Below are 22132 nucleotides of genomic sequence, written 5' to 3'. Positions count from 1 at the left end.
CGAGCCGCTGTCGCAACGTTGTGCCGAGTCCTATGGCGGCCGGTTCAATCCGAGGACCTGTCGGCACTCAACACATCCCTGGAGGTCGGACCGGGAATGCGTGGCAGACTCTCGGCCAGAAACCGCCAGTCGCTGCGCTCGCGTTCGCCTTCCTTGCGCGTGCCGAAGAACTGGATGATCATCTTGCCGTCGGCGCCATAGGCTTCAATGGATGTGACGTGACCGTCCCTCGTCGGCTTGCGCACGGCCCAGACCTCGCGGATGTGATGGGTCCTAAGATGCAGATGGAAGGTCTCGTCGAGCACATTGATCCGCGGCCCGATCTGCTTGACCGACTTGATCGGGCCGGAATGGATCTGGATGCAACCACGATTGCCGACAAAGCACATGATAGGCATCTCGTCTTCGGCCGCCTGTTGGAACAGGGCGCCAACGGCATCATTGTCGAGCAGCCAGGCGTAATCCTCGTCGGCCATACGCATCGCCTGGCAGCGGCTGAGCTTCAGTGTCTTCAACATGTGGTAGAACTGATGCACGTCGCTTAGCCGGCCCCAGTGCTCGCGTAGGTTGTCGACCGTGGCGGCTTGGTCTGGACTCACTGCGTTATCGCGCGCACGGCCCGCCTCGACCGATATGATCGGCTCCTGGTCGGAGAATACGAGCTCTGCCGCCAGATTTTGATAGGCGTGCAGGTTCGAGGCGGGCCTGAGATATACTTTGTGCATCGCCTCGCCGGCGGCATCAAAGAATTGCAGGCTGCGGCGGATCTCGGCTCCCTCGCGCTTCTCGACGGCGAAGCCATACGCCCACGCTTTCGGGAAGATGCGCAGGTCGATGTCGTCGCCGAGCACCATGGCATGCTGGTTGCCGGTGACCACTTTTTCGTAGACGCCGATCTTTTGGTGCACGGCACTTTCGTTGCGGGTGAGCGCCATCACCTCGCCGACCGCTTCGAGGCCGGTCAGCAGATCATCGACGCGCGGCTCGATGCGCACCACGCCGTGACCACAATGCGCCGCGACCAATTCGGCTTCCGAAATGTCCAATCGAGCGGCGAGATCATGCTCCCGGATTTTCGGATTGTCTTCGCACGCCCACCGTATTTCATCCGGCGACGGTTTCTCGCGCTGGTCCATGTCTTACCCCTGGTTCTACCTACGTGTAAGGATCAGCTGCCCTGCCGGGGAATCTTCAGCCGATAGGGCGGCCGTAATGCTCGCCCCTGATCTGCTGCTGGCCCATGAACAAAGTGTCGCTGGACAGCGTGCACACGGCGTCGCACCCGCGCGAAAACCGGCGAGCAGGCACATGCCGATGGCATCCCGTTGAGCCGGTCGGCGGCTACTGGGCGGCGGTGGTGAGCGAGTGTGGGTGTTGTCGCAATCGGCCAAGCGGGCATTCTGATGCCACGGGCGGCGCTGCTTTGCCAAGCGAGGCGTATCTGACCCGGTCCTGACATGTTGCTCCCTTGCTTCGCCCCATCCATCGCGAGGGCACCCACGGCATGATTGTGGATCGGCATGCTCTTGCCGCCTCGCCAAACGGAGCCTCAAAAACCGTGCCAATTGCGCCGAAGCAAGCTCAGAAGAAGTTCTGTATTTGGTGATGTGAGTTCAACCAAGAACTCAGGCCCAATATCCCTCGTGGCAGACCCGACAAACCCGACAGTACGTGTCGGTTGGCCGACAGCTTCGCAGCAATGCACTCACAAGAAGCACGGCAGTGTCAGAGATGCCGCGCTGTGTTGAAACGTTTTTTTTCGCTTTGGCACGGTGCATGCGACGTGATGCGCAAGCAGGTCCCGGACTGAGGAGAATGGAGCCATGATTACGCTCACCGACAACGCTGTTGCCGCCTTCAAGACTGCTCTTTCCCGCGCCAGCGAGCCGGCGGAAGGTTTTCGCATCATGGTCGAGGCCGGCGGCTGCGCCGGCTTCAAATATTTAATGGGCCTGGAGAGCGTGTCGCGCGAGGGCGACGCGATCACTGACACAGATGGGATCAAGCTGTTCGTGGACGCGGGTTCCCAACCACATGTAGCCGGCATGACCGTCGACTTCCTCACCGGGCTCGAATCCTCCGGTTTTGTCTTCGATAACCCCAATGCGCGCGAAAAGTGCGGCTGCGGCAAGTCCTTCAGTTAAACGCCCGAAGCGCCTGTGCGGCCGACAGACTGATTTTGCGGCAGAGGAGACTTATATGGCCGGCACGACAGATGTCCCCGTCCTAAAAAACAAGGTAAGGTCAAAGCCGATCTCGGGACAGCCATTCGCTTCCCTAGGATGCAAAGAACGTCGCCTCCCGAAACAGCTCGGGTCCTGGTGTCACCCGAGCTGCTTGCGGACAATCGCGCCGCTGCGCCAAATTCGGCTCATCGATAACGTTATCGCGTTCGGGCGTCCTTACCTGCGGGCTGACGGCGGCCACTGCGAACATGTCCATCTCGACGGAGATCCGGTCTGCGTCAAACACTCCGGGCGTCTGCGCGGGCTGCCAGTTCAGGCCCATTATCATCAACGGCATGCGTCAGAGGCTCAACGAGTCGGTCCGCGCCGCGTCATTCTGGTCAACTGAGGATCGCACCTATGAAGCCTGTCTACCTCGACAACAACGCAACCACACGGGTCGATCCTGCGGTCCTGCAAGCGATGTTGCCGTTCTTTAGGGATCAATTCGCCAACCCTTCGTCGGCGCACGCTCTTGGCGCCTCAGTCAGCGCGGCGGTGAGAAATGCGCGGAGGCAATTGCAAGCGCTGATCGGCGCAGAGTTCGACGATGAGATCACCTTCACCTCGGGTGGGACAGAAAGCGACAATGCAGCGCTTCTTTCAGCGCTCGAGGCGGCGCCCAACCGAACCGAGATCGTGACGTCCGCGGTCGAGCATCCCGCCGTGCTGACGCTCTGCGCGCATCTTGAGAAGACCCGCCGCGTCAAGGTGCATAGGATCCCGGTGGATTGCCTTGGCCGGCTCGACCTCGACGCCTATATGGCCGCCCTGACCCCAAGGGTGGCAATCGTTTCCATAATGTGGGCGAACAACGAGACTGGTGTGATCTTCCCCGTGGCCAGGCTTGCCGAGTTGGCCAAGGAAGTGGGCGCCCTTTTCCATACGGATGCTGTGCAGGCGGTCGGCAAGCTTCCGATGGACCTGAAGTCGACCTTAATCGACATGCTGTCGCTCTCCGGCCACAAGCTGCACGGGCCGAAAGGGATCGGTGCGCTTTTCGTAAAACGTGGCGTCAATTTCCATTCGCTGATCAAGGGGGGTCACCAAGAACACAACCGGCGTGCTGGCACCGAGAATACGCCCGGCATAGCCGGGCTCGGCACGGCGGCCGAACTCGCCTTGAAATTCATGGACGACGAGACCACACGGGTAAAGTCGCTCCGCGATCGTCTGGAGGGCGGGATCCTCCAGCGCATCCCAGGCACCTGTGTCACTGGTGATCCCCTGCAACGGTTGCCCAACACCGCAAACATCTCCTTCGAACATGTCGACAGTGATGGAATTCCACTTCTCCTCAGCCGCATTGGCATCGCGTGTTCCTCTGGCTCGGCCTGCACCTCCGGCTCTCTGGAACCAAGCCATGTCCTAAGCGCGATGAAAACGCCGCACGCGGCAGTCCGCTTCTCCTTGGCGCGGGACAACAGCGAAGAGGATATCGACCGGGTGCTCGAGGTCATGCCGGCAATCGTGGGGAAGCTGCGCAGCTTTTTCGGTTCTGGGCCGGGTAATCCGGTCTATGCGTGAGCGGCAGAAGAACAGGCTACCGGTCATGACCCGTCATGTCTCTCTCAACGATACGACATTGCGCGATGGCGAGCAGGCGCCGGGCGTCGCCTTTACCACGACGGAAAAGCTGGAGATCGCTGAGTCTCTTGCGGCGGCCGGCGTCACAGAGATCGAGATCGGCACGCCGGTCATGGGCGTCGACGAGATCGAAACAATTCGCGCCGTGGTCGCGCGGCGTCTTCCGGTTCGGCTCATGGCCTGGTGCCGGATGACGTCGTTGGATCTCGATGCAGCGATCGAGAGCGGGGTCCAAGCGGTCAATTTGTCGCTGCCTGCGTCGGACATCCAACTTGCCGCCAAGCTCGGCCTCGACAAGGCGGGAGCGCTCCAGGTCATCGATGATATGGTCAGGCGCGCCGCCGCCGCCGGCTTCTTCGTCGCGGTTGGGTGCGAGGATGCCTCGCGGGCCAATCGGGATCATCTCGCCCGCGTCATCGAGACGGCCGCACGCGCCGGCGCAAGCCGCGTGAGGCTAGCCGACACAGTCGGTGTTCTCGACCCGTTTTCGACCTTCGAACTTGTCGCCCAGCTCGTGGCGCGGTCTCCAATCGACCTTGAATTTCATGCGCACAACGATCTCGGACTTGCTGGCGCCAACACGCTGGCGGCGATCCGCGCAGGCGCGCGCCATGCCTCCGTCACCGTCCTGGGGCTCGGCGAGCGTGCGGGCAATGCCGCGCTGGAAGAGGTGGCCGCCGCGATGGCGGTCTTCGGCGGCGCGGATACCGGCATCGAGCTGACCGCATTGCCCAGCCTCGCCGCCGAGGTGGCCTGGGCCGCCCGCCGGCAGACCGCGGCCACTAAGCCGGTCGTCGGCGCCGATGTTTTCACCCACGAATCCGGCATTCACGTCGCAGGGCTGCTGAAGGACTCGCGTACTTATCAGGGGCTTGATCCGGCTCTCGTGGGCCGCTGCCGGCGGATCGTCATCGGCAAGCATTCCGGCGCCACTGCGATTGCCCATGTGCTGAGCGAAAGCGGTCGCGATCTCGACCCGGATCTGGCAGCCGCGATGGTGGCCCGCGTCCGGCGCGAGGCGGCCGAGACCAAATCGACGCTCACTGCAACTCAACTGGTCGAGCTCTACGATAAAAAGTGCAGCGAAGCGTCCCTCTTCGAGCTGTGCGGGTCCAGGTCAGCCGTGCGCGCGCGCGCAAAGGCCACAGTTTTGCGACCAGGGAGAATGCAATGAATTGTTCCGCTGACAGCCGCCCCATCGATGTCACCGACATCCTCGCACGACTGAAGCGCCTGTCGGCCGCGGAGGAGTTCTTCTCAGTCCTTGGCGTCTCCTATGACCCCAAGGTGCTGAATGTCTCGCGGCTCCATATAATGAAGCGCGTGGGCCAATACCTTGCCGAAGAAGATTTCTCCGGTCTACCCGACCAGGTGATTGCCGCGAGGGTGCGCGCGACGCTCGAACGCGCTTACGAGGACTTTGCGATTTCCTCGCCGCTCACGCATCGGGTCTTCAAGGTGCTCAAGGACCACGATCCGAACAAACCTGCCGCGCCGGGTCACACCTTTGTCCCGTTCGACTCGGTACTGAAGCGGTTCGGACGGGAATGAGCGGCGACAAGGGTTGCGACGCGACAATGTCGAGCAGCCGACAAATCCGGTCATCACCACAGCGCCGTCAGAAGCAACCAGCCGAAGTTGTAGGAAAGGGGGCAGCGCAAGAGACTTGGCACGAATTATGCGGATCAAGGAGATAACCGCAATGCCCGCACCCGGACAGGAGCCTAGAGAAACCGCCAATGCACATCGTAATCTGCATCAAGCAGGTGCCGGACTCGGCACAGATAAGGGTCCATCCGGTGACGAACACAATCATGCGCCAGGGTGTTCCGACCATCATCAACCCTTACGACCTGTTCGCCCTCGAAGAAGCGCTCAGACTGCGCGATGCGTATGGCGGCGAAGTCACTGTGCTCACCATGGGTCCGCCCATGGCAGAGGACGCGCTGCGCAAGGCGCTCGGCTACGGCGCCGACCGAGCGGTGCTCTTGACCGACCGCTATTTTGCCGGCTCCGACACGCTGGCGACCTCGTTCGCCCTTTCCCAGGCAATCGCGAAGGTCGGCGAGACGTTCGGCACGCCAGACCTCGTCTTCACCGGCAAGCAGACGATCGATGGCGACACCGCCCAGGTCGGGCCCGGCATCGCCAAGCGCCTCGGACTCCTGCAACTGACCTATGTTGCGAAGATCCCCTCTATTGACCTTGCTGCAGGCGAGATCAAGGTCGAGCGCCGCTCCGAAGGCGGCACACAGATGCTGAAGAGCAGGCTGCCTTGCCTCATCACCATGCTGGAAGGCACAAACGAGATCCGCCGGGGCTCGATCCACGACGCCTTGTGCGCCGCGCGCAGCCAGGTCTTGAAATGGAGTGCGGCCGACGCCGGCATTGAGGATCTCACCAAATGCGGCCTGCGCGGCTCACCGACCGTCGTCAAGCGTGTTTTCGCCCCCCCTGCGCGGTCTGAAAAGGCGACACTAATCGACACCGCCGAGATGCCCTTGCGCGATGTCGCTGACGAACTCATCACCGCAATCTTCACCCGCCAGCCGGCGCTGGAACATGAGCTCGCCTTCAACGGCGGCGCGTGACGGCAAGGAGCAAAACGATGTCGACCGCGAACCGAGAACCCCCTCGCCCTGCCGCCGGCCGCGCCGGCATAAAGAAGGAGCTGCCCGCCCATTTCAAGGACTACCGGCACGTCTGGGTCTTCATCGAGCTCGAACGCGGCCAGGTCCACCCCGTATCATTCGAGCTGCTCGGCGAAGGCCGCAAATTAGCAGACAAGCTTCAGGTCCAGCTTGCAGGCGTCGTGCTCGGACCGCCGGGAGAGGCCGTCGGGAACGCCGTTGCCGAAGCATTCGCCTATGGTGCTGACCTTGTCTACATCGCCGAGGCGCCCCTGCTCGCCGACTATCGGAACGAGCCTTTCACCAAGGCGATGACGGATCTGGTCGATACCCACAAACCCGAAATCCTTCTTCTCGGTGCCACCACACTCGGCAGGGATCTTGCCGGCTCCGTGGCGACGACCTTGCAGACAGGGCTCACGGCCGACTGCACCGAACTCGATGTGGATACCGACAGTTCGCTCGCCGCCACGCGTCCGACTTTCGGCGGTTCCTTGTTGTGCACGATCTATACGCTCAATTTCCGCCCTCAGATGGCGACAGTGCGGCCAAGGGTCATGCCCATGCCGCAGCGGACGGATAAACCGGTCGGGCGTGTCATCCGGCACAAGCTCTCGCTTGCCGAGGACGAGATCGCTACCAAAGTCCTCGGCTTCCTGCCGGACAATCAGTCGGCAAAGGCAAACCTTGCCTATGCCGACGTCGTGGTTGCGGGAGGCCTTGGTCTTGGCGCGGCGGAGAACCTGCAGCTTGTGAAGAACCTCGCGCGAGCAATCGGCGCCGAGCATGGCTGTTCGCGCCCGTTAGTCCAGAAGAGCTGGATGCCAGCTGATCGGCAGATCGGCCAGACTGGCAAGACCATCCGGCCGAAGCTTTACATAGCGGCCGGGATTTCCGGCGCCGTCCAGCATCGGGTTGGCGTCGAGGGGGCGGATCTCATCGTGGCCATCAACACCGACCCGAACGCGCCGATTTTCGATTTCGCTCACCTCGGAATCGTCACCGACGCGATCCGCTTCCTGCCCGCACTGACGGAAGCCTTCACCCGGCGGCTGTCGCCCCACAGTCGCGATAAGCTTGCGAGCTAAGGGACGGACATGATCGAGGAAAACTTCGACGCCATTGTTGTTGGGGCAGGCATGTCCGGAAACGCAGCTGCTTACACCATGGCCAGCCATGGCCTAAAGGTGCTGCAGTTGGAGCGCGGTGAATATCCGGGCTCCAAGAATGTCCAAGGTGCCATCATGTACGCGAACATGCTGGAGAAGATCATCCCGGATTTCAGGGACGATGCGCCTCTCGAGCGGCATTTGGTTGAACAGCGGCTTTGGGTGATGGACGACACATCCCATACCGGGATTCACTATCGGTCGGACGACTTCAATGAGGCCAAGCCCAACCGATACACAATCATCCGTGCCCAGTTCGACAAATGGTTTTCGCGTAAGGTGCGCGAGGCCGGCGCGACGGTTCTGTGCGAGACGACCGTGACGGAGCTCATCCGTGACGCCAAGGACAGGGTGGTCGGCGTCCGCACAGATCGGGCCGGCGGAGCCATCTACGCGGACGTGGTCGTTCTCGCAGAAGGTGTCTGCGGACTGCTTGGGACGCGAGCCGGCCTGCGCCAGATGCCGAAGCCACAAACCGTGGCGCTCGCCGTTAAGGAAATGCATTTCCTGCCCGAAGAGGTCATTGAGCAGCGGTTCGGCGTCAAGGGCGATGAAGGCTGCGTGATCGAGGCGGTGGGCACGACCTCCCGCAGCATGGCCGGGCTCGGCTTCCTCTACACCAACAAGGAGTCGATCTCACTGGGCATTGGCTGCCTCGTCTCCGATTTTGCCGCGATGGTCGAGAGCCCCTACGTTCTCCTTGATGCCTTAAAGAGCCATCCTTCGATCCGGCCGCTGATCGCCGGCTCGGAAGTGAAAGAATATTCCGCACACCTCATTCCCGAAGGCGGCTACAAGGCTATTCCGCAGCTGTTTGGCGATGGTTGGGTCGTGGTCGGCGATGCCGCGCAACTGAACAACGCCATTCACCGCGAGGGCTCGAACCTCGCCATGACCTCCGGCCGCATCGCGGCTGAGGCAATCATCGAGGTCAACAGCCGCAACGCTCCTATGACCAAACGAAATCTCGCTCTTTACAAAGCCATGCTGGACAAGTCCTTCGTGGTCAAGGACCTAAAAAAATACAAAGATATGCCGGCCTTGCTCCACACCAATTCCTGCAATTACTTCACAACTTATCCGCGGTTGATGTCGCAGGCCGCGCAGAACTTCATGCGTGTCGACGGCACGCCGAAGATCGAGAAGGAAAAGGCGACCACGGCGGCCTTCATCAAGGCGCGCTCGCGTTGGGGGCTGGTCAGCGACGCGGTCCGCCTTGCATTGGCGTGGCGCTGAAGGGAGACGAAATGACGATCGCAGTGACAAAGTCACGTGTCGAGGACAAGCTTTACCAGAACCGCTACTTGGTGGATTCCGGCCGCCCGCATATCAAAGTGCGACCGCACGAGAGGCCAAGCGCGAACTTGCTCGCGCTTACCCACGTCTGCCCGGCGAAATGTTATGAGTTGAACGACAAAGGTCAAGTGGAGATCACTGCTGACGGCTGCATGGAGTGCGGCACCTGCCGGATTTTGTGTGAGACCAGTGGCGAGATCGAGTGGAACTATCCACGCGGCGGTTTCGGAGTCCTCTTCAAATTCGGATGACCGACGCACGCACGTATTAAGAGGGTTGATCTTGATACAGTTTAGGTCTCGCCCAACGCCAAGTCTATTTTCTTTGCTTCGATCGTCGCTTTGACGAAGAGAAGCTCGTGAATACTGTGCTTTCAGAATTCAGATAAAAAAGGAGGAGCACTCTGGACGACAACCCCTGAGGTGTTTCCATGACCCACGGACCGCAAGATCGGGTCGACGAGGTTGGACCTCGGGAGACCCGCCCTGAACCGCCCATCAAAAGCATGCCCCAATCAGATATCGCGCTCAGAGGACTCTACGAGATATCGAAGGTGCTGACCGCCCCCAGCGAGCTGGAGATTACGCTCGCCAATGTCGTGAACGTCCTGCCTTCATTTCTGCAGATGCGTCACGGAGCAATCGTCGTCCTGGACGCTGAAGGAGAGCTGGAGATTGCCGCGACTGCCGGCAATACCCACGTACGTCAATCAGGCACTCGCCGCGTCATACCACAGGCCGTAACAGATCAAATCGTCGCTACGGGGACGCCGCTCTTCATACCGGACGTGCGCAAGTCCCAACTATTTCAGGCTGACCTTCAAACGTCTTCGAGCATCGGAACCATCCCAATTGCCTTTATCGGTATCCCGCTAAAGGCTGATCATGATATCCTTGGGACATTGTCGATCGACCGCGCCGGAGACGGCGCCACCGACTTTCGCGACGACGAGGACATTTATTTCCTGACGATGGTCGCCAACCTTGTCGGCCGGACCATCCGCCTCCATCGCGCCCTGAGTACAGATCGTCAGCGGTGTGGCCATGAGCAATCGGGACCGGAGAAATCGCCCAACGAGGGGAGGACCTACGACCCTGCCCGGCATGCGGATGCCAAAATCGACGGGATCATCGGGGAAAGCCCCGCACTCAAGCAGGTGCTCGAAACCGTCTCGGTCGTAGCAGGGACCAATTCCAGCGTGCTTCTGCGGGGTGAAAGCGGCACCGGCAAGGAATTCTTTGCGCAGGCCATCCATAAGCTCTCACGTCGGAGGAAGAAGTCTTTCGTCAAATTGAACTGCGCCGCACTGTCTGAAAGCGTTCTGGAGTCAGAACTGTTTGGGCATGAAAAGGGCGCTTTCACGGGTGCTATCTCCCAGCGCGCCGGTCGTTTTGAATTGGCAAATGAGGGAACGCTGCTACTTGATGAAATCGGCGAGATTTCGCCGGCTTTTCAAGCCAAGCTGTTGCGTGTCTTGCAGGAAGGCGAGTTGGAGCGAGTCGGCGGACCAAAACGCTACAGGTCGACGTGCGCCTCATATGCGCCACCAACAAGGACCTCGAGGCGGCCGTCATAAAAGGGGAGTTCAGGGCCGACCTTTATTACCGCATCAATGTCGTGCCAATTATCCTGCCTCCGCTCAGAGAGCGAACCGGCGATATTCCACGCCTTGCGAACGCCTTCCTCAACCGGTTCAACAAGGAGAACGATCGCGCACTAGCCTTCGCGGCGCCGGCGCTTGACCTGATCTCGCAATGTTACTTCCCTGGTAACGTCCGCGAGCTGGAGAACTGCGTCCAAAGGACGGCCACACTTGCGCGCTCAAGGACGATCACTCCATCCGATTTCGCCTGTAAGAAGGGCCAGTGCCTTTCCTGGCTCCTCTGGAAGCGAGCCGACCGCTCGAATGGCGGCAATGCCATCGACGATCTCGCACGGGTCAACGCAGTGCCGGTCGGATTGCGGCTGCCGGCCAGTTGCATCGGTGCCTCCGCAGGCAAGATATCTCCCCTTACGGCCGGCGATCCGAACGATCCCGCTTGTCCCCCGCGTCTGGCGGAACGCGACCGGGTGATCGACGCGATGGACAAGGCCGGTTGGGTTCAGGCCAGGGCGGCTCGTATCCTCGGCCTCACGCCGCGGCAAGTCGGCTACGCCCTGCGCCGGCATGGTATCGTGGTGAAGAAATTCTAGACGTCGTGATGACGTCAACCGTAAGCAGCCCGGAGTGGTCTCGCTCACGCTCTGCGCGCCCGAGGCTGCTAGCCTCGCGACCCTATTTGCGTGTCCACTGTCGTAAGCCCGACAAAGGTTTGTCGGAGCAATCCGAAGGAATCTGACACGACAAGCCTATTCGTGAACCGAAACAGCTCTTTGAGCTGGCATAGCTCTTGCGCTTTGAACTGCGACATCACGCAGCAACGGAGCCGTTCATGTCTGCACCGGCAATTTCGCTTGAGAGCCTCAGCACGACATTCGGTGACCAGTTGCTTGGCACCATGAAACCCGGTGGCTGCGCGTCATCCTGCGGCTCGTCGACAAAGCCCGACGACACGGATCCGGCTGTCTGGGAGAAGATCAAGGATCACCCCTGCTTTTCAGAAGAGGCGCATCACTATTTCGCGCGCATGCACGTCGCGGTCGCGCCGGGCTGCAACATCCAGTGCAACTACTGCAATCGCAAATATGACTGCGCCAACGAAAGCCGGCCTGGGGTGGCCTCTGAAAAGCTGACGCCCGACCAGGCGCTACGCAAGGTGATCGCGGTCGCCAGCGAGGTGCCGCAGCTTTCCGTGCTCGGCATCGCCGGACCGGGCGATGCCTGTTACGACTGGAAGAAGACGAAGGCAACCTTCGCGCGGGTTGCCAGGGAAATCCCAGACATCAAGTTTTGCATCTCCACGAATGGGCTCGCGCTGCCGGACCGTGTCGATGAGCTTGCTGACATGAATGTCGATCACGTTACGATCACCATCAACATGGTCGACCCTGAGGTCGGAGCAAAGATCTATCCTTGGATCTTTCACGACCATCGCCGCTACGTCGGCATCCACGCCGCCCGGATCCTGCACGAGCGGCAGATGTTGGGCCTGGAGATGCTGACCGCGCGCGGCATCCTCACCAAAATCAATTCGGTGATGATTCCTGGCGTGAACGATGAGCATCTGATTGAGGTGAATAGATGCGTCAAGGAGCGAGGCGCGTTCCTGCACAACCTCATGCCGCTGATTTCGGACCCGGCGCACGGCACGAACTACGGACTGAGTGGGCAGCGCGGCCCAAACGCAAAGGAGCTGAAGGCTCTTCAGGATCGTCTCGAAGGCGGCGCCCAGTTGATGCGCCACTGCCGGCAGTGCCGGGCAGATGCCGTCGGCATGCTTGGCGAGGATCGTGGCCAGGAATTCACGGCCGACCGGATTCCCGGCGAGGTCACCTACGATGCCAGCAAGCGTAAGGCCTATCGGGAGCTGGTCGCGCAGGAGCGCCGTGATCACGTGGCGGCCAGAAGTGAAGCGATCGGATTGGTCAAGGCAGCGAGGCCCGGCAAATCCGTCCTCTTCGCGGTGGCGACCAAGGGCGGCGGCCGCGTCAACGAACATTTCGGCCATGCGAAGGAATTACAGGTTTATCAAGCCTCGCCGAGGGGGATCAGCTTTGTCGGGCATCGGAAGGTGGAGAAGTATTGCCTCGGCGGCTTGGGCAAGGAAGCCGCCCTCGATGGCATCATCGCAGCCCTTCAAGGCATAGATGTCGTGCTGTGCGCCAGGATTGGAACTTGCCCGCAGGATCAGCTCGCGGAGGCTGGAATCCAAGCGACCGATGCTTATGCCCATGACTATATCGAGACGGCAATCAGCGCGATTTACACCGCCACGTCAGGGGCTCCCGCACTCGCGGCGACGGCCTGAGCTGTCTCATCCATTCGGACCAGGAGTTAAAATGGCTTTCAAGATCATCGCATCCCAATGCACCCAATGCGGCGCCTGCGAATTCGAATGTCCTTCCGGCGCGATCAAGTTCAAAGGCGAGAGCTACGTGATCGAGTCACAGAAGTGCACCGAATGCGAGGGGGTCTTCGATGCGCAGCAATGTGCCTCGGTATGCCCGGTGCCGAAGACCTGCGTTCCTGCGTGACCACATGGGCTGCCGACATGGTTGGGGCTGCCTACGCAGGACGCCAGGAACGCCTTGTTCACAATCTGCAGCCCTAAGAGAAATCAGGGAACGGACATGTCGCTCGGACGCGAAGAGGAGATCGAAATCCGCAGGCCTCCACGATTCATGCCGGGAGAGCGGGTACGTGCCACTCGCCACATAAAGAATGACGGCACCTATCCCGGCAGGGAGATCGGGGAAAATCTCGTGCGGAAGGGCGATGAGGGATATGTGCGTGACATCGGCACCTTTCTCCAGCAGTTCTTCATCTATGCGGTCGAGTGGATCGACCGCGGCACCGTCGTCGGCATGCGAGCGCGTGAACTGATGAGTCTCGACAAAGCCGAGGCGTCCTGCAGTGCTGAAAGCAATACCAATGAAGGGACGGCCAGATGAAAGTCATGATCCGCAGGACCGATGCTGGCTTGTCGGCGTATGTCCCCAAAAAAGATCTCGAAGAGCCGATCATCAAGCTCGAGAAGGAAGAGTTGTGGGGCGGAACTATCACGCTCAGGAACGGGTGGCGGCTCCTCCTACCCGATCTGCCACGTGATACGCGTCTGCCGATCACCGTCGAGGCAAGGAAGATTTCCGAAGAGGACTGATGCTGCCCCTAGGTGCGTCGCGAGGAAACGAGCATGAATACGATCCTGACATCGGACCACCTCGTCATCGTGCGGGACAGTTTTGCCGATAAGCTGCTTGACTTGGCGAAGGAAGCGCTCGCCGCCGATGAGGTGATCCCCTATCTCGGTCCGGGTCTTCTTGGGTTGAACTGTGCGGAACCGCCTGTGCCGCATACTCCGGAAGTCGTTGCCGCGGCACTCAATGCACGGGCGCCCGCCCCTTCCAGGATCCGCACCAATATGTGGTCGGTTGCGCAATTCATCGAACAGCGCCGGCATCGCCGGACGCTTCAAGCTTGGATGACCGACATATTCGCAGCGCCGGTGAGGCCAACCCTCCTCCACGCCTGGCTCGCAAGGCTGCCGCTCTCCCTGATCATCGACAGCTGGTATGACAGCGCGATGCGCACGGCTCTGGTAGAGACCGGCCGAACGGACGTCGTTGAGTTACAAGGCGTCACGCGGGCGAACGAAATCGGCAACATTTGGACAAAAACCTACGATTTGTCCGGGAGGGAGCTCGACGCCCGATCGGGGGCAAAGACGGTCCTCTATGCACCTCACGGGAGTAGTAGGCCCGCGCAAAACTTTCTCGTCGCAGATTCCGACTATGTCGAAGTCCTGACCGAAATTGATATCCAGACACCGATCCCAGACGTGGTGAAGGAACGGCGGATCACCCGTGGATTTTTCTTCCTTGGCTGCCGCTTCAACGATCAGATGCTGCGCACCTACGCCAGACAGATCATGAAGCGCTCCCGCGGTCCCTATTGCACTGTAATGGACGCGGAAACCCTGACCAGAAACGAAGCGCGTTTCCTTGCGGCAAGCGGAATAACGGTGATCGACATGCCAGTAGGTGAAGCGGCGGCTCGGCTTCTGGGAACGGGCACGGCTGCAGGTTGAGGACGGGATTAACAATGGCGGTCGCCTTTGATGATGCGTCCTTCGGCTTTCCACGAAGACGCAAAATGCAGTCGGGAATACACCCGTGAACAGTGATGCTGTCGGCAGCGCAACGAACGCTCTGAATTCGTTGACCCATGTTGAAGCGGCGCGCTGGGGCCGGGATTTGAGTACGCTGTTGCGCATAACGCGTATGAATTTTCGGCATCCCTGGCAGGTCGCCTTCGCTATGGGCTCGACGATCATCGCGGCAATCCTCCAGTTGCTCATTCCCCAGCTTCTCGGCCGGGCTGTCGACCAGGCCCAGACAGCCATCGGGGGCGGTGTCGCCGGAAGCGCGGCAGGACAAGCGCTCTGGACCCCGGCTCTCCTGCTGCTCGCCGTCAGCGCGCTACGCGGCCTTTTCACGATGGCGCAGAACTATTTTGCCGAAGCCGTCGGGCATCATGTCGCGTACGAACTGCGGCTCGCCTACTACGACAAGATCCAGCGTCTCAGCTTTTCCTTTCACGACCGGGTCCATTCAGGCGATCTGATCACCATCGGAATGCTCGATCTCCAAGGCGTGCGGATGTATTTTTCCACCGCGCTCGTTCGCGTGGTCCTGCTCACCATGCTGATCGGGATCGGCGCCTACATGATGATCTCGACCGATCCCATGCTCGGCCTGGTCGCGCTGAGCTTCGTGCCTTTTGTCGCCTGGCGCTCATCGACCACACAGCTTAGGCTGCGCGCCACCTGGCTCGACCTCTATGAGCGCCTTTCGGTACTAAGCCGCGTGATGAAGGAAAATCTCGCAGGCATCCGCGTGGTCCGCGCTTTTGCGGCTCAATCCTATGAGATGCTGAAGTTCGACCGCGCTTCCAAGACCGCGCTCGGCCTCGCCAAGGATCTCGTTGACATCTACGTACCCAGCACGTCGGCGATGACCTTGTCCTTCTTTTTCGCAATGGGATTGGTGCTTTGGATCGGTGGCAACAAGCTCGTCGCTGGCGAGATCAGCGTCGGAACGATGGCGACCTTCCTGACCTTCATGACCATCCTGCAAATGCCAGTCCGCCAGATCGGCCTGATGGTCAATGCCTTTGCCCGCGCTTCCAGCTGCGGTTCGCGGCTTTTCGGTCTCCTCGATCAGGAGATCACGATCAGGGATGCTCTCGAGGCTAGACCGCTTGAGATAAGCGACGGCACTCTGCGCTTCCACAATGTCTCATTTGCGTACCCCAATGTCGAAAACCGCGCCATTCTGAAGAACCTCAGCTTTGAGGCCCGGAGAGGCGAGACGATCGCGATCGTCGGTCCGCAGGGTTCCGGCAAATCGACGATGGCTCATCTGATCCCCCGCTTTTACGACGTGACCGGTGGCGCCATCACGTTGGACGGCCAGGATATACGCAATGTCACCCTCGAGAGCCTTCGCAAGGCGGTTGCCGTTGTACAGCAGGATGCGTTCCTATTCACCACCACGATCGAGAACAACATCGCTTATGGCGACCCCTGGGCGAAGAGACAGCGAATTGAACACGCTGGCGAATTCGCCCAGCTCCACGACTACATTCTAGGGCTCCCAGCAGGGTATGAGACGGTCGTGGGAGAACGCGGCGTCTCTCTCTCTGGCGGCCAGCGCCAGCGTCTCACGATTGCTCGCACCATGATGCTGCGCCCCTCTGTCGTCGTTTTCGACGACTCGATGGCCGCGATCGATGCCGGCACCGAGCAGCGCATTCGCGCGGCGACGCGGCGCTTCGCCAAGGATCGGGTGACGATCATCATCGCGCACCGGCTGAGTGCGCTTATGCATGCCGATCAGATCCTTTTTGTCGATAACGGCGAAATCGTAGAACGCGGCAAGCATGAAGAGCTTCTGGCGAAGCGGGGACGCTACAGGGCCCTTTACGATCTCCAGACGCGCCCAGGTGATATCATATGACCCAGTATGGGGGCGCCCGCTGATGGACCAAGGCCCCGGCGAACTCGAAGCCGAACGTGACGGCGGCAGACGCCCTCCGCGCGCGGTCGTCGGCTCGCACCGGATCGAGGAGGAGATGTTCGGCCGGGCTTTCGACAAGAGCATCCTCCGCCGGATCTGGGGCTTCGTCCATCCCTATCGGGCAAAGGTAGTTGCCACGATTGTCGCGATGCTGATCTTCACCGGGACGCAGCTTCTCATCCCCTTGATCATACGCTACGCGATCGACAACGGCATGAACCCGGCAGGGAGCGATCGCTCAGCCCAGCTTGCGGCCGTCGGCGCGTTCCTTTCGGCGATTTTGGTCAATTTCGCCGCCGGTTACATGCAGGAAACCTTGGATGGGAAAATTGCCGAAACTGTCCTGTTCGACATCCGCCGCGCCATGTTTGGCCATCTGCAAAAGGTTTCGCTCTCTTTCATGGACAAGACTGAGGTCGGACGCCTGATGTCGCGCCTGCAAGGCGACGTTAACTCCATACAGGAGTTCCTGGAAACCTCGGTATATTCCCTAGGCGATGTTGCACTTCTCTTCGGCATCGTATTCGTAATGCTGTGGCTCGACTTTCGCCTCGGCCTCCTGACGCTGTCGGTTCTGCCGATCCTGGTGATCGTCCGCATTGTCTGGTTGCCGCGCGCCCGCGACGCCTTCATGGCTGCACACGAAACCAATTCCGTCGTCAATGGCGCGCTGGCCGAAGCCATTCACGGCGTGCGGACCATACAGTCGATGGATCGCCAGCAGGTGAATTTCATTCTTTTTGACGACCGGGCCCATGCCAACCTCAGGACCCAACTGATCGCTGCCAGATATGCACTGGTCATGGTGCCTATCGTCGATGGCCTCACCGGCCTCGCCTTGGCAGCCGTTATTGTGGTCGGCGGCTCGATGGTCGTGAATAGCCGTATAGATATGGGCGTGTTGGTAGCCTACCTGTTTTACATCCAGCGCTTCTTTGACCCGATCCGCTCACTCACCCTGCAATATTCGGTCATGCAGCGCGCCATGGCCTCAGGCAAGCGCCTGACCGATGTGCTCGACGTCAAGATCGATGTTCAGGACAAACCCAATGCCGAGGTGCTTTCGCCCGAAATGGACGGCTCGGTCGAGTTCAGGCACGTCACCTTCGGCTACGATCCGAACCGTTCGGTTCTGAAAAATGTCTCCTTCAGGGTCAACCCCGGCGAGACGGTCGCACTGGTCGGACCGAGCGGTTCTGGCAAATCGAGTGCGATGGCCCTGGTCCACCGCTTCTATGATGTTCAGCAGGGTCAGGTGCTGGTCGGCGGGCATGATGTCCGCGACCTCACCCAGGAATCGCTCGGCCGCCAGGTCGCCATGGTGCTGCAGGAGCCATTCCTGTTCACCGGGACCGTCTTCGAGAACATTCGATACCAGAAGACGGAAGCCACGCGCGACAAGGTGATCGAGGCGGCGATGGCGGTCGGCGCGCATGACTTCGTCATGAGCCTCGCCGACGGGTATGAGACCCAACTTGGCGAACGCGGCGACAACTTATCTCTCGGCCAGCGCCAGCTTATCAGTTTCGCCCGCGCCCTCGTCGCTGACGCCAAGATCCTCGTGCTCGACGAAGCTACCGCCAACATCGACAGCTACACGGAATTGCAGATTCAGAAGGCTCTGATCAAGCTGCTTGAAGGGCGGACTGGCCTCGTCATCGCCCACCGTCTCGCCACGATCCGGGGGGCCGACCGCATCATCGTGCTTCAGAATGGCCAAGTTGTTGCGACTGGCAACCACGATGAGCTTATAGCCATGGGCGGCCTGTATTCCAAACTCTACTATCTCAACTACGCCTCCTTCGACGACATTCCCGAACACGAGACCACCGTCCAAGCAGGCTCCGAGACCTGACGTTTTGGCGGCCTTGTGGTAGTGGCGTTGACTCGGGCGTGTCGGCGGACCACTCAGGCCACCGCAGACGGCCAGCGGGCAGCAAGGACAAGCACTCCTCGCAGTTCGTGAAGACCGGCTGCGAACGATTTCCTCCAGCATCGTATCCCGACCGCGGTGCACCCCCATCATCGGGCGAGCTCGCTTCCGTTGGTGGCTGGGCGCAGCAAAGCCGCTCGCGAGCGCGCCCTCAACAGCGCCGTAGCGAGTGGCGGCTTTGCTACCGCCGGGCCGCTGATGAAGCTGGATTAATGGGCGCCGCACCGACGCCGCCCCGGGCGAGAAGAACCTCCTGCGGCTGGCTATGGGCAACGACTAGCGCCAGCGCGACGAGCAGACGCGTGCCGGCATCGTGACGCGCTCGGCTACCCTCTCCTTAGGATCGTGCATGTTCACACGATGGTCCAGACGCCAGCCAACGCACAAAGCTGGTATTCTGTGCCGCCTGCTCGTCGTCAGTTTGGCCTCCTCCCGATTGCCCGCCCCACCACGTGCACGCTAGAGCACGTGGATGTGAGGGAGCGCTGTACAACGATTCAACCTCAAACTGCGAATTTCATGGTCAGCCAAATCGAGCCATGATTTCGGATTTAATGGTCGTCGCGGTGTACAGGGAAGCATCTAGCGGCAGATTTCCAAATGCCAGTTGACAAAGCAGGTAGTTGGCACCTGCCACTTCCAACTGACCTAACAGAGCTTTTCGCACAGACTCTGCTGATCCTACCACGCACAATTCACTCTCGACTGCCGCATCGAAGGTCAGCGGCAAGTTTGGTGGAGTGGGGATAGCGTTAAGCTCGTAAAGGAATTGGAAGCTCTTGAGCCAGCGTGCGTAAGCAGGTGCCGCGAGCGAATAGGCATGTGTGTCACAACGCCCAATCACGACCATGCGGAGCAATCCGACAAATCTCCCTTGATCCCCCCCGCCTGCGTTGTCCTCTCGATAGGCGCGGAACGCATCAGTAGTTTTGCGAACAGAAGAGGAAGGTCCTACACACGCGATATTTGTTCCATTCGCAGCGGCCCAAGCTGCGGACTGGGGTCGATTGGCAGCGACCCATGTGGGCGGATGTGGACGCTGATGAGGTCTTAGCGTCAAAGGAACGTCATTGAGATCAAAATGGCGGCCTTGATAGCACAGCGTGCCGACCTTCATCGGATTAACAAGTATTTCCATGAGGATTTCGCTGGCTTCGGCATAACGGCCCGGCACCGCGTCCGCACCGATCCCGAAGTAGCCCAATTCGATCGGGAGAGCACCGCGCCCTATGCCCAGTTCGAGCCTGCCACCGCTCAACTGGTCCAGCATACAGATCTCTTCGAACGCACGCAGCGGATGATAAAGCGCAAGCAGCATCACCAAGGGTCCGAGACGCAAGCGCCGGGTGCGCTGGGCGACGCTCGATAAGAACAGATTCGGCGATGGACCTCTCCCATGGGGAGTACAGTGGTGTTCTGCGAGATGATAGGCATAGAACCCTAGCTGATCGCACGCCTCTGCTAACATCAGGCGATCTTCGTATTGCCGACCGATGTCGCGGCCATCCTCGTCCAGATGATCGAAGATGCCGAACGCTAGGTTTGAAGGAAAGACGTTTGTCACTCGAGAAGTCCCCGATTTTAAAAGCTGGCTGTTCTCTTGCTGGGATGACCAAGCAAGTCGGAAGAGATGTGTGTGATCGCCGATTAGCGTCAGCGTAACGAAGAAGCAGAGCCTGACGCTTCCCTGCCCTTGGAGCTTGGCACCGTTAAGCTTCCAGCAATGTCGCCAGCGGCAGCAAGAAATGCATCCATCTGCTCTTTTGTGCCGATGCTGACGCGGATGCAGTGTTCCAAGCCTTTGTCCGGAAAAAACGCGACAAGTATCTTTTGCCTCTCCAATGCGGCTTGCCACCATGAGCCGTCCTGTCCCGCGGGCACACGGGCCAGCAAGAAATTTGCGCGGGAGGGTGTTACGGAAAATCCGAGTTGCGATAGTGCAAGTGTCACTCGCTCTCGTTCATCCTTGATGTGCTTGTGGTTGTCTGCGTAGGCGCCGCGATGCGCAAGCACGCTGATACCAACGGCATGCCCGACCACGTTCATGTTGAAGACGTTCTGGATGTTTCGCAGCCTTCCAATAATTTCAGGGTGACCGAAACCGAAACCGACGCGAATGCCGGCGGCGGCATAGCTTTTCGAGAATGACCTCAAGATCAGAAGGTTCGAATACCGGTTGATGAGGCGCAGTCCGTGATCGGGTGCAAAGTCGACGTAGGCCTCATCAAGCACAATCAAGCGGTCCGATTGTGCTACGAGGCGTTCGATATCGCTTATCGGGAGGAATGTTCCGGTCGGATTGTTTGGATTGGCCAACATAATAAACTTGGCGTCTTTTGCCGGACCGGAAAGCAATTGCTCCATTGGCAGGGAATGAGCTTGACATCCGATTTCGAGGAACTCAGCGCCCTGAAGCATGGCAAGTTTGCGGTTGAACGAAAACCCTGGCGACATCATCGCAACCTTGTCGCCGGGTGCGAGGAAAGCTCTGTAGATCAGCCCGAGCAGTTCAGACGACCCGTTGCCAGCGATGACCTGATCCCTGGAAACGCCATAGGTGCTGGACGCTGCTTCCCTCAATCTGAAGTTATCGTCATCCGGATATAGATACTGGCGCTTGAGGGCCGCCACTGCACTTTGCATTATGATTGGCGGCAGCGGAAACGGGTTCTCATTCGTATTCAACTTGATAAAATGTGCGTCCGGCGCTGGTCCGTTGGACGGCAGAGCATCCAACTGGCGTGTCACTTGCGAAAGAGCCGAAAGCACAGTTTGCAGTTTTGCATCGGACATATTTAACTCCGTTTCAGTTACACAGGGGGCATCCGTATGAGCTCGCAACGAGAGCAACATGGCGGACGGGATTGACGATGGCAGGGTTGCCTTTCACACAATGGTCGCAGCGCCGGCTGACATGGGAATTCAGCCAGGCTGTCCTCGGTCGAATCGAGTTGACGCGGACGCGGATCTGCATCGCTGCGCGGCGCCAAGGCGCTAAGCGGCTCAGCTCATGCCCAGGGTCATGCTTTCAAAGACGCTTGATCTCGACGCCGTATTTCCTCAGCACGTAGCCAATCTGGCGCGGGGTCAGCCCAAGCAAGCGCGCTGCCTTTGCCTGCACCCAGCCACATCTTTCCATGGCAGCAATGACGCGCTCTATATCGGGCGTCCTCGCGCCAATTGGGTGGGTTGCGCCGGCAAGCGGGCCTGTAGTCGCGGCCGAACTGGCGGCCTCGTCCGGGGGCGTGGCCAAATTCGCTGACTCCGGCAGGATCGGCGGTGGTTGCAGCGCGGCCTTGCCCGATCTGCACTTCCACAGCGCCTCGGCAAAGCATTGGCCTTGGGAGCAGGCAAAGTCGTTTCTCCCGATTGACAGTCCCTCGGCCAGGATCGCTGTCCGGTGCACGCAATTTTCAAGCTCGCGAATGTCTAGACAATTCGCACGATATACAGGATTTTGCCAAAGGGTTCGTGTAGACTTTCCTTGGTGTATCCAACGGCGTCAGCCGGGCAGGATAGGTGAAGTAGGCCCACCCGCGAGCGGGTGTTCCTTCTTCACTGTCCCTTATTCGCACCTGGCGGTGCTCAACGGGAATCCTGCTCTGCGAGGCTGGC

Annotated in this window: 20 protein-coding genes and 1 pseudogene; 16 read left to right on the top strand and 5 right to left on the bottom strand. The window is 59.9% G+C overall.

Annotation, left to right across the window (positions count from 1 at the left end; genetic code table 11):
- Positions 1-44 precede the first annotated feature (44 nt).
- Entirely contained in the window at positions 45-1136 is a 1092-nt protein-coding gene (locus tag AC3CB8_RS09105; RefSeq protein ID WP_352726897.1) for a hemin-degrading factor, read from the bottom strand.
- A 687-nt stretch (positions 1137-1823) separates the two neighbouring features.
- Between AC3CB8_RS09105 and AC3CB8_RS09100 the strand changes: the two genes are divergently transcribed.
- The 9 genes and pseudogenes from AC3CB8_RS09100 to nifA all read left to right on the top strand — a co-directional run bounded on the left by AC3CB8_RS09100 (position 1824) and on the right by nifA (position 11100).
- Complete coding sequence (locus AC3CB8_RS09100) at positions 1824-2144, top strand: HesB/IscA family protein (protein ID WP_023784671.1); 321 nt, start codon at positions 1824-1826, stop codon at positions 2142-2144.
- A 441-nt stretch (positions 2145-2585) separates the two neighbouring features.
- Positions 2586-3752, top strand: a complete 1167-nt coding sequence (gene nifS, locus AC3CB8_RS09095; RefSeq protein WP_352632244.1) for a cysteine desulfurase NifS — start codon at positions 2586-2588, stop codon at positions 3750-3752.
- Positions 3753-3777: 25 nt separating this feature from the next.
- Positions 3778-4986 carry a homocitrate synthase gene (gene nifV, locus AC3CB8_RS09090; protein WP_352726899.1) on the top strand — a complete coding sequence of 403 codons (1209 nt, stop codon included), beginning with the start codon at positions 3778-3780 and terminating at the stop codon, positions 4984-4986.
- The gene (nifW, locus tag AC3CB8_RS09085) at positions 4983-5363 is read left to right on the top strand and encodes a nitrogenase stabilizing/protective protein NifW (RefSeq protein ID WP_023736300.1); all 381 of its coding nucleotides are present in this window, start codon (positions 4983-4985) and stop codon (positions 5361-5363) included. The genes nifV and nifW overlap by 4 nt, the downstream gene beginning before the upstream one ends.
- A 188-nt stretch (positions 5364-5551) precedes the next feature.
- The gene (locus AC3CB8_RS09080) at positions 5552-6403 is read left to right on the top strand and encodes an electron transfer flavoprotein subunit beta/FixA family protein (RefSeq protein ID WP_023784676.1); all 852 of its coding nucleotides are present in this window, start codon (positions 5552-5554) and stop codon (positions 6401-6403) included.
- 17 nt (positions 6404-6420) lie between these two features.
- Positions 6421-7530 (top strand): electron transfer flavoprotein subunit alpha/FixB family protein, encoded by a 1110-nt coding sequence (locus tag AC3CB8_RS09075; protein ID WP_023770887.1) that lies wholly within the window; start codon positions 6421-6423, stop codon positions 7528-7530.
- 9 nt (positions 7531-7539) lie between these two features.
- Positions 7540-8847 carry an FAD-binding protein gene (locus tag AC3CB8_RS09070; protein WP_023784677.1) on the top strand — a complete coding sequence of 436 codons (1308 nt, stop codon included), beginning with the start codon at positions 7540-7542 and terminating at the stop codon, positions 8845-8847.
- A gap of 11 nt (positions 8848-8858) precedes the next feature.
- On the top strand, positions 8859-9158 hold the full coding sequence (locus tag AC3CB8_RS09065) for a ferredoxin family protein (RefSeq protein ID WP_023678245.1): 300 nt from the start codon (positions 8859-8861) through the stop codon (positions 9156-9158).
- A gap of 179 nt (positions 9159-9337) precedes the next feature.
- Positions 9338-11100: pseudogene (gene nifA / locus AC3CB8_RS09060) on the top strand (nif-specific transcriptional activator NifA).
- Between the two features lie 217 nt (positions 11101-11317).
- On the opposite strand, the gene AC3CB8_RS09055 reads toward nifA, so the two are convergent.
- A complete protein-coding gene (locus tag AC3CB8_RS09055) occupies positions 11318-11488 on the bottom strand; it encodes a hypothetical protein (protein WP_352595971.1) in 171 nt (56 codons plus the stop codon).
- Between AC3CB8_RS09055 and nifB the strand changes: the two genes are divergently transcribed.
- The 7 genes from nifB to AC3CB8_RS09020 all read left to right on the top strand — a co-directional run bounded on the left by nifB (position 11406) and on the right by AC3CB8_RS09020 (position 18439).
- On the top strand, positions 11406-12815 hold the full coding sequence (gene nifB, locus AC3CB8_RS09050; RefSeq protein ID WP_352726902.1) for a nitrogenase cofactor biosynthesis protein NifB: 1410 nt from the start codon (positions 11406-11408) through the stop codon (positions 12813-12815). The two genes, AC3CB8_RS09055 and nifB, sit on opposite strands and share 83 nt — an antisense overlap.
- A 31-nt stretch (positions 12816-12846) precedes the next feature.
- On the top strand, positions 12847-13041 hold the full coding sequence (locus AC3CB8_RS09045; protein WP_023672218.1) for a 4Fe-4S dicluster domain-containing protein: 195 nt from the start codon (positions 12847-12849) through the stop codon (positions 13039-13041).
- Positions 13042-13137: 96 nt separating this feature from the next.
- Positions 13138-13458 (top strand): nitrogen fixation protein NifZ, encoded by a 321-nt coding sequence (locus tag AC3CB8_RS09040; protein ID WP_352726904.1) that lies wholly within the window; start codon positions 13138-13140, stop codon positions 13456-13458.
- On the top strand, positions 13455-13667 hold the full coding sequence (nifT, locus tag AC3CB8_RS09035) for a putative nitrogen fixation protein NifT (protein ID WP_352726906.1): 213 nt from the start codon (positions 13455-13457) through the stop codon (positions 13665-13667). Before AC3CB8_RS09040 ends, nifT begins: the two co-directional genes overlap by 4 nt.
- Before the next feature lie 33 nt (positions 13668-13700).
- Entirely contained in the window at positions 13701-14594 is an 894-nt protein-coding gene (locus AC3CB8_RS09030) for an SIR2 family NAD-dependent protein deacylase (RefSeq protein ID WP_352726908.1), read from the top strand.
- Between the two features lie 85 nt (positions 14595-14679).
- The gene (locus AC3CB8_RS09025; protein ID WP_352676235.1) at positions 14680-16524 is read left to right on the top strand and encodes an ABC transporter ATP-binding protein; all 1845 of its coding nucleotides are present in this window, start codon (positions 14680-14682) and stop codon (positions 16522-16524) included.
- Positions 16525-16546: 22 nt separating this feature from the next.
- Positions 16547-18439, top strand: coding sequence for an ABC transporter ATP-binding protein (locus AC3CB8_RS09020; RefSeq protein ID WP_352726910.1), 1893 nt, complete (start codon positions 16547-16549; stop codon positions 18437-18439).
- A 601-nt stretch (positions 18440-19040) separates the two neighbouring features.
- Here AC3CB8_RS09020 and AC3CB8_RS09015 read toward each other — a convergent pair.
- The 3 genes from AC3CB8_RS09015 to AC3CB8_RS09005 form a co-directional block, all read right to left on the bottom strand.
- The gene (locus AC3CB8_RS09015; RefSeq protein WP_352726912.1) at positions 19041-20081 is read right to left on the bottom strand and encodes an LLM class flavin-dependent oxidoreductase; all 1041 of its coding nucleotides are present in this window, start codon (positions 20079-20081) and stop codon (positions 19041-19043) included.
- Positions 20082-20170: 89 nt separating this feature from the next.
- Positions 20171-21310 (bottom strand): histidinol-phosphate transaminase, encoded by a 1140-nt coding sequence (gene hisC, locus AC3CB8_RS09010; RefSeq protein ID WP_352726914.1) that lies wholly within the window; start codon positions 21308-21310, stop codon positions 20171-20173.
- Positions 21311-21545: 235 nt separating this feature from the next.
- Positions 21546-21770 (bottom strand): helix-turn-helix domain-containing protein, encoded by a 225-nt coding sequence (locus tag AC3CB8_RS09005; protein WP_488376919.1) that lies wholly within the window; start codon positions 21768-21770, stop codon positions 21546-21548.
- Positions 21771-22132: the final 362 nt, after the last annotated feature.

This window comes from Mesorhizobium sp. P160927, assembly GCF_057766385.1.
The sequence above is the reverse complement of the archived record's forward strand: the minus strand, read 5'-3'. Positions and strand labels throughout refer to the sequence as shown.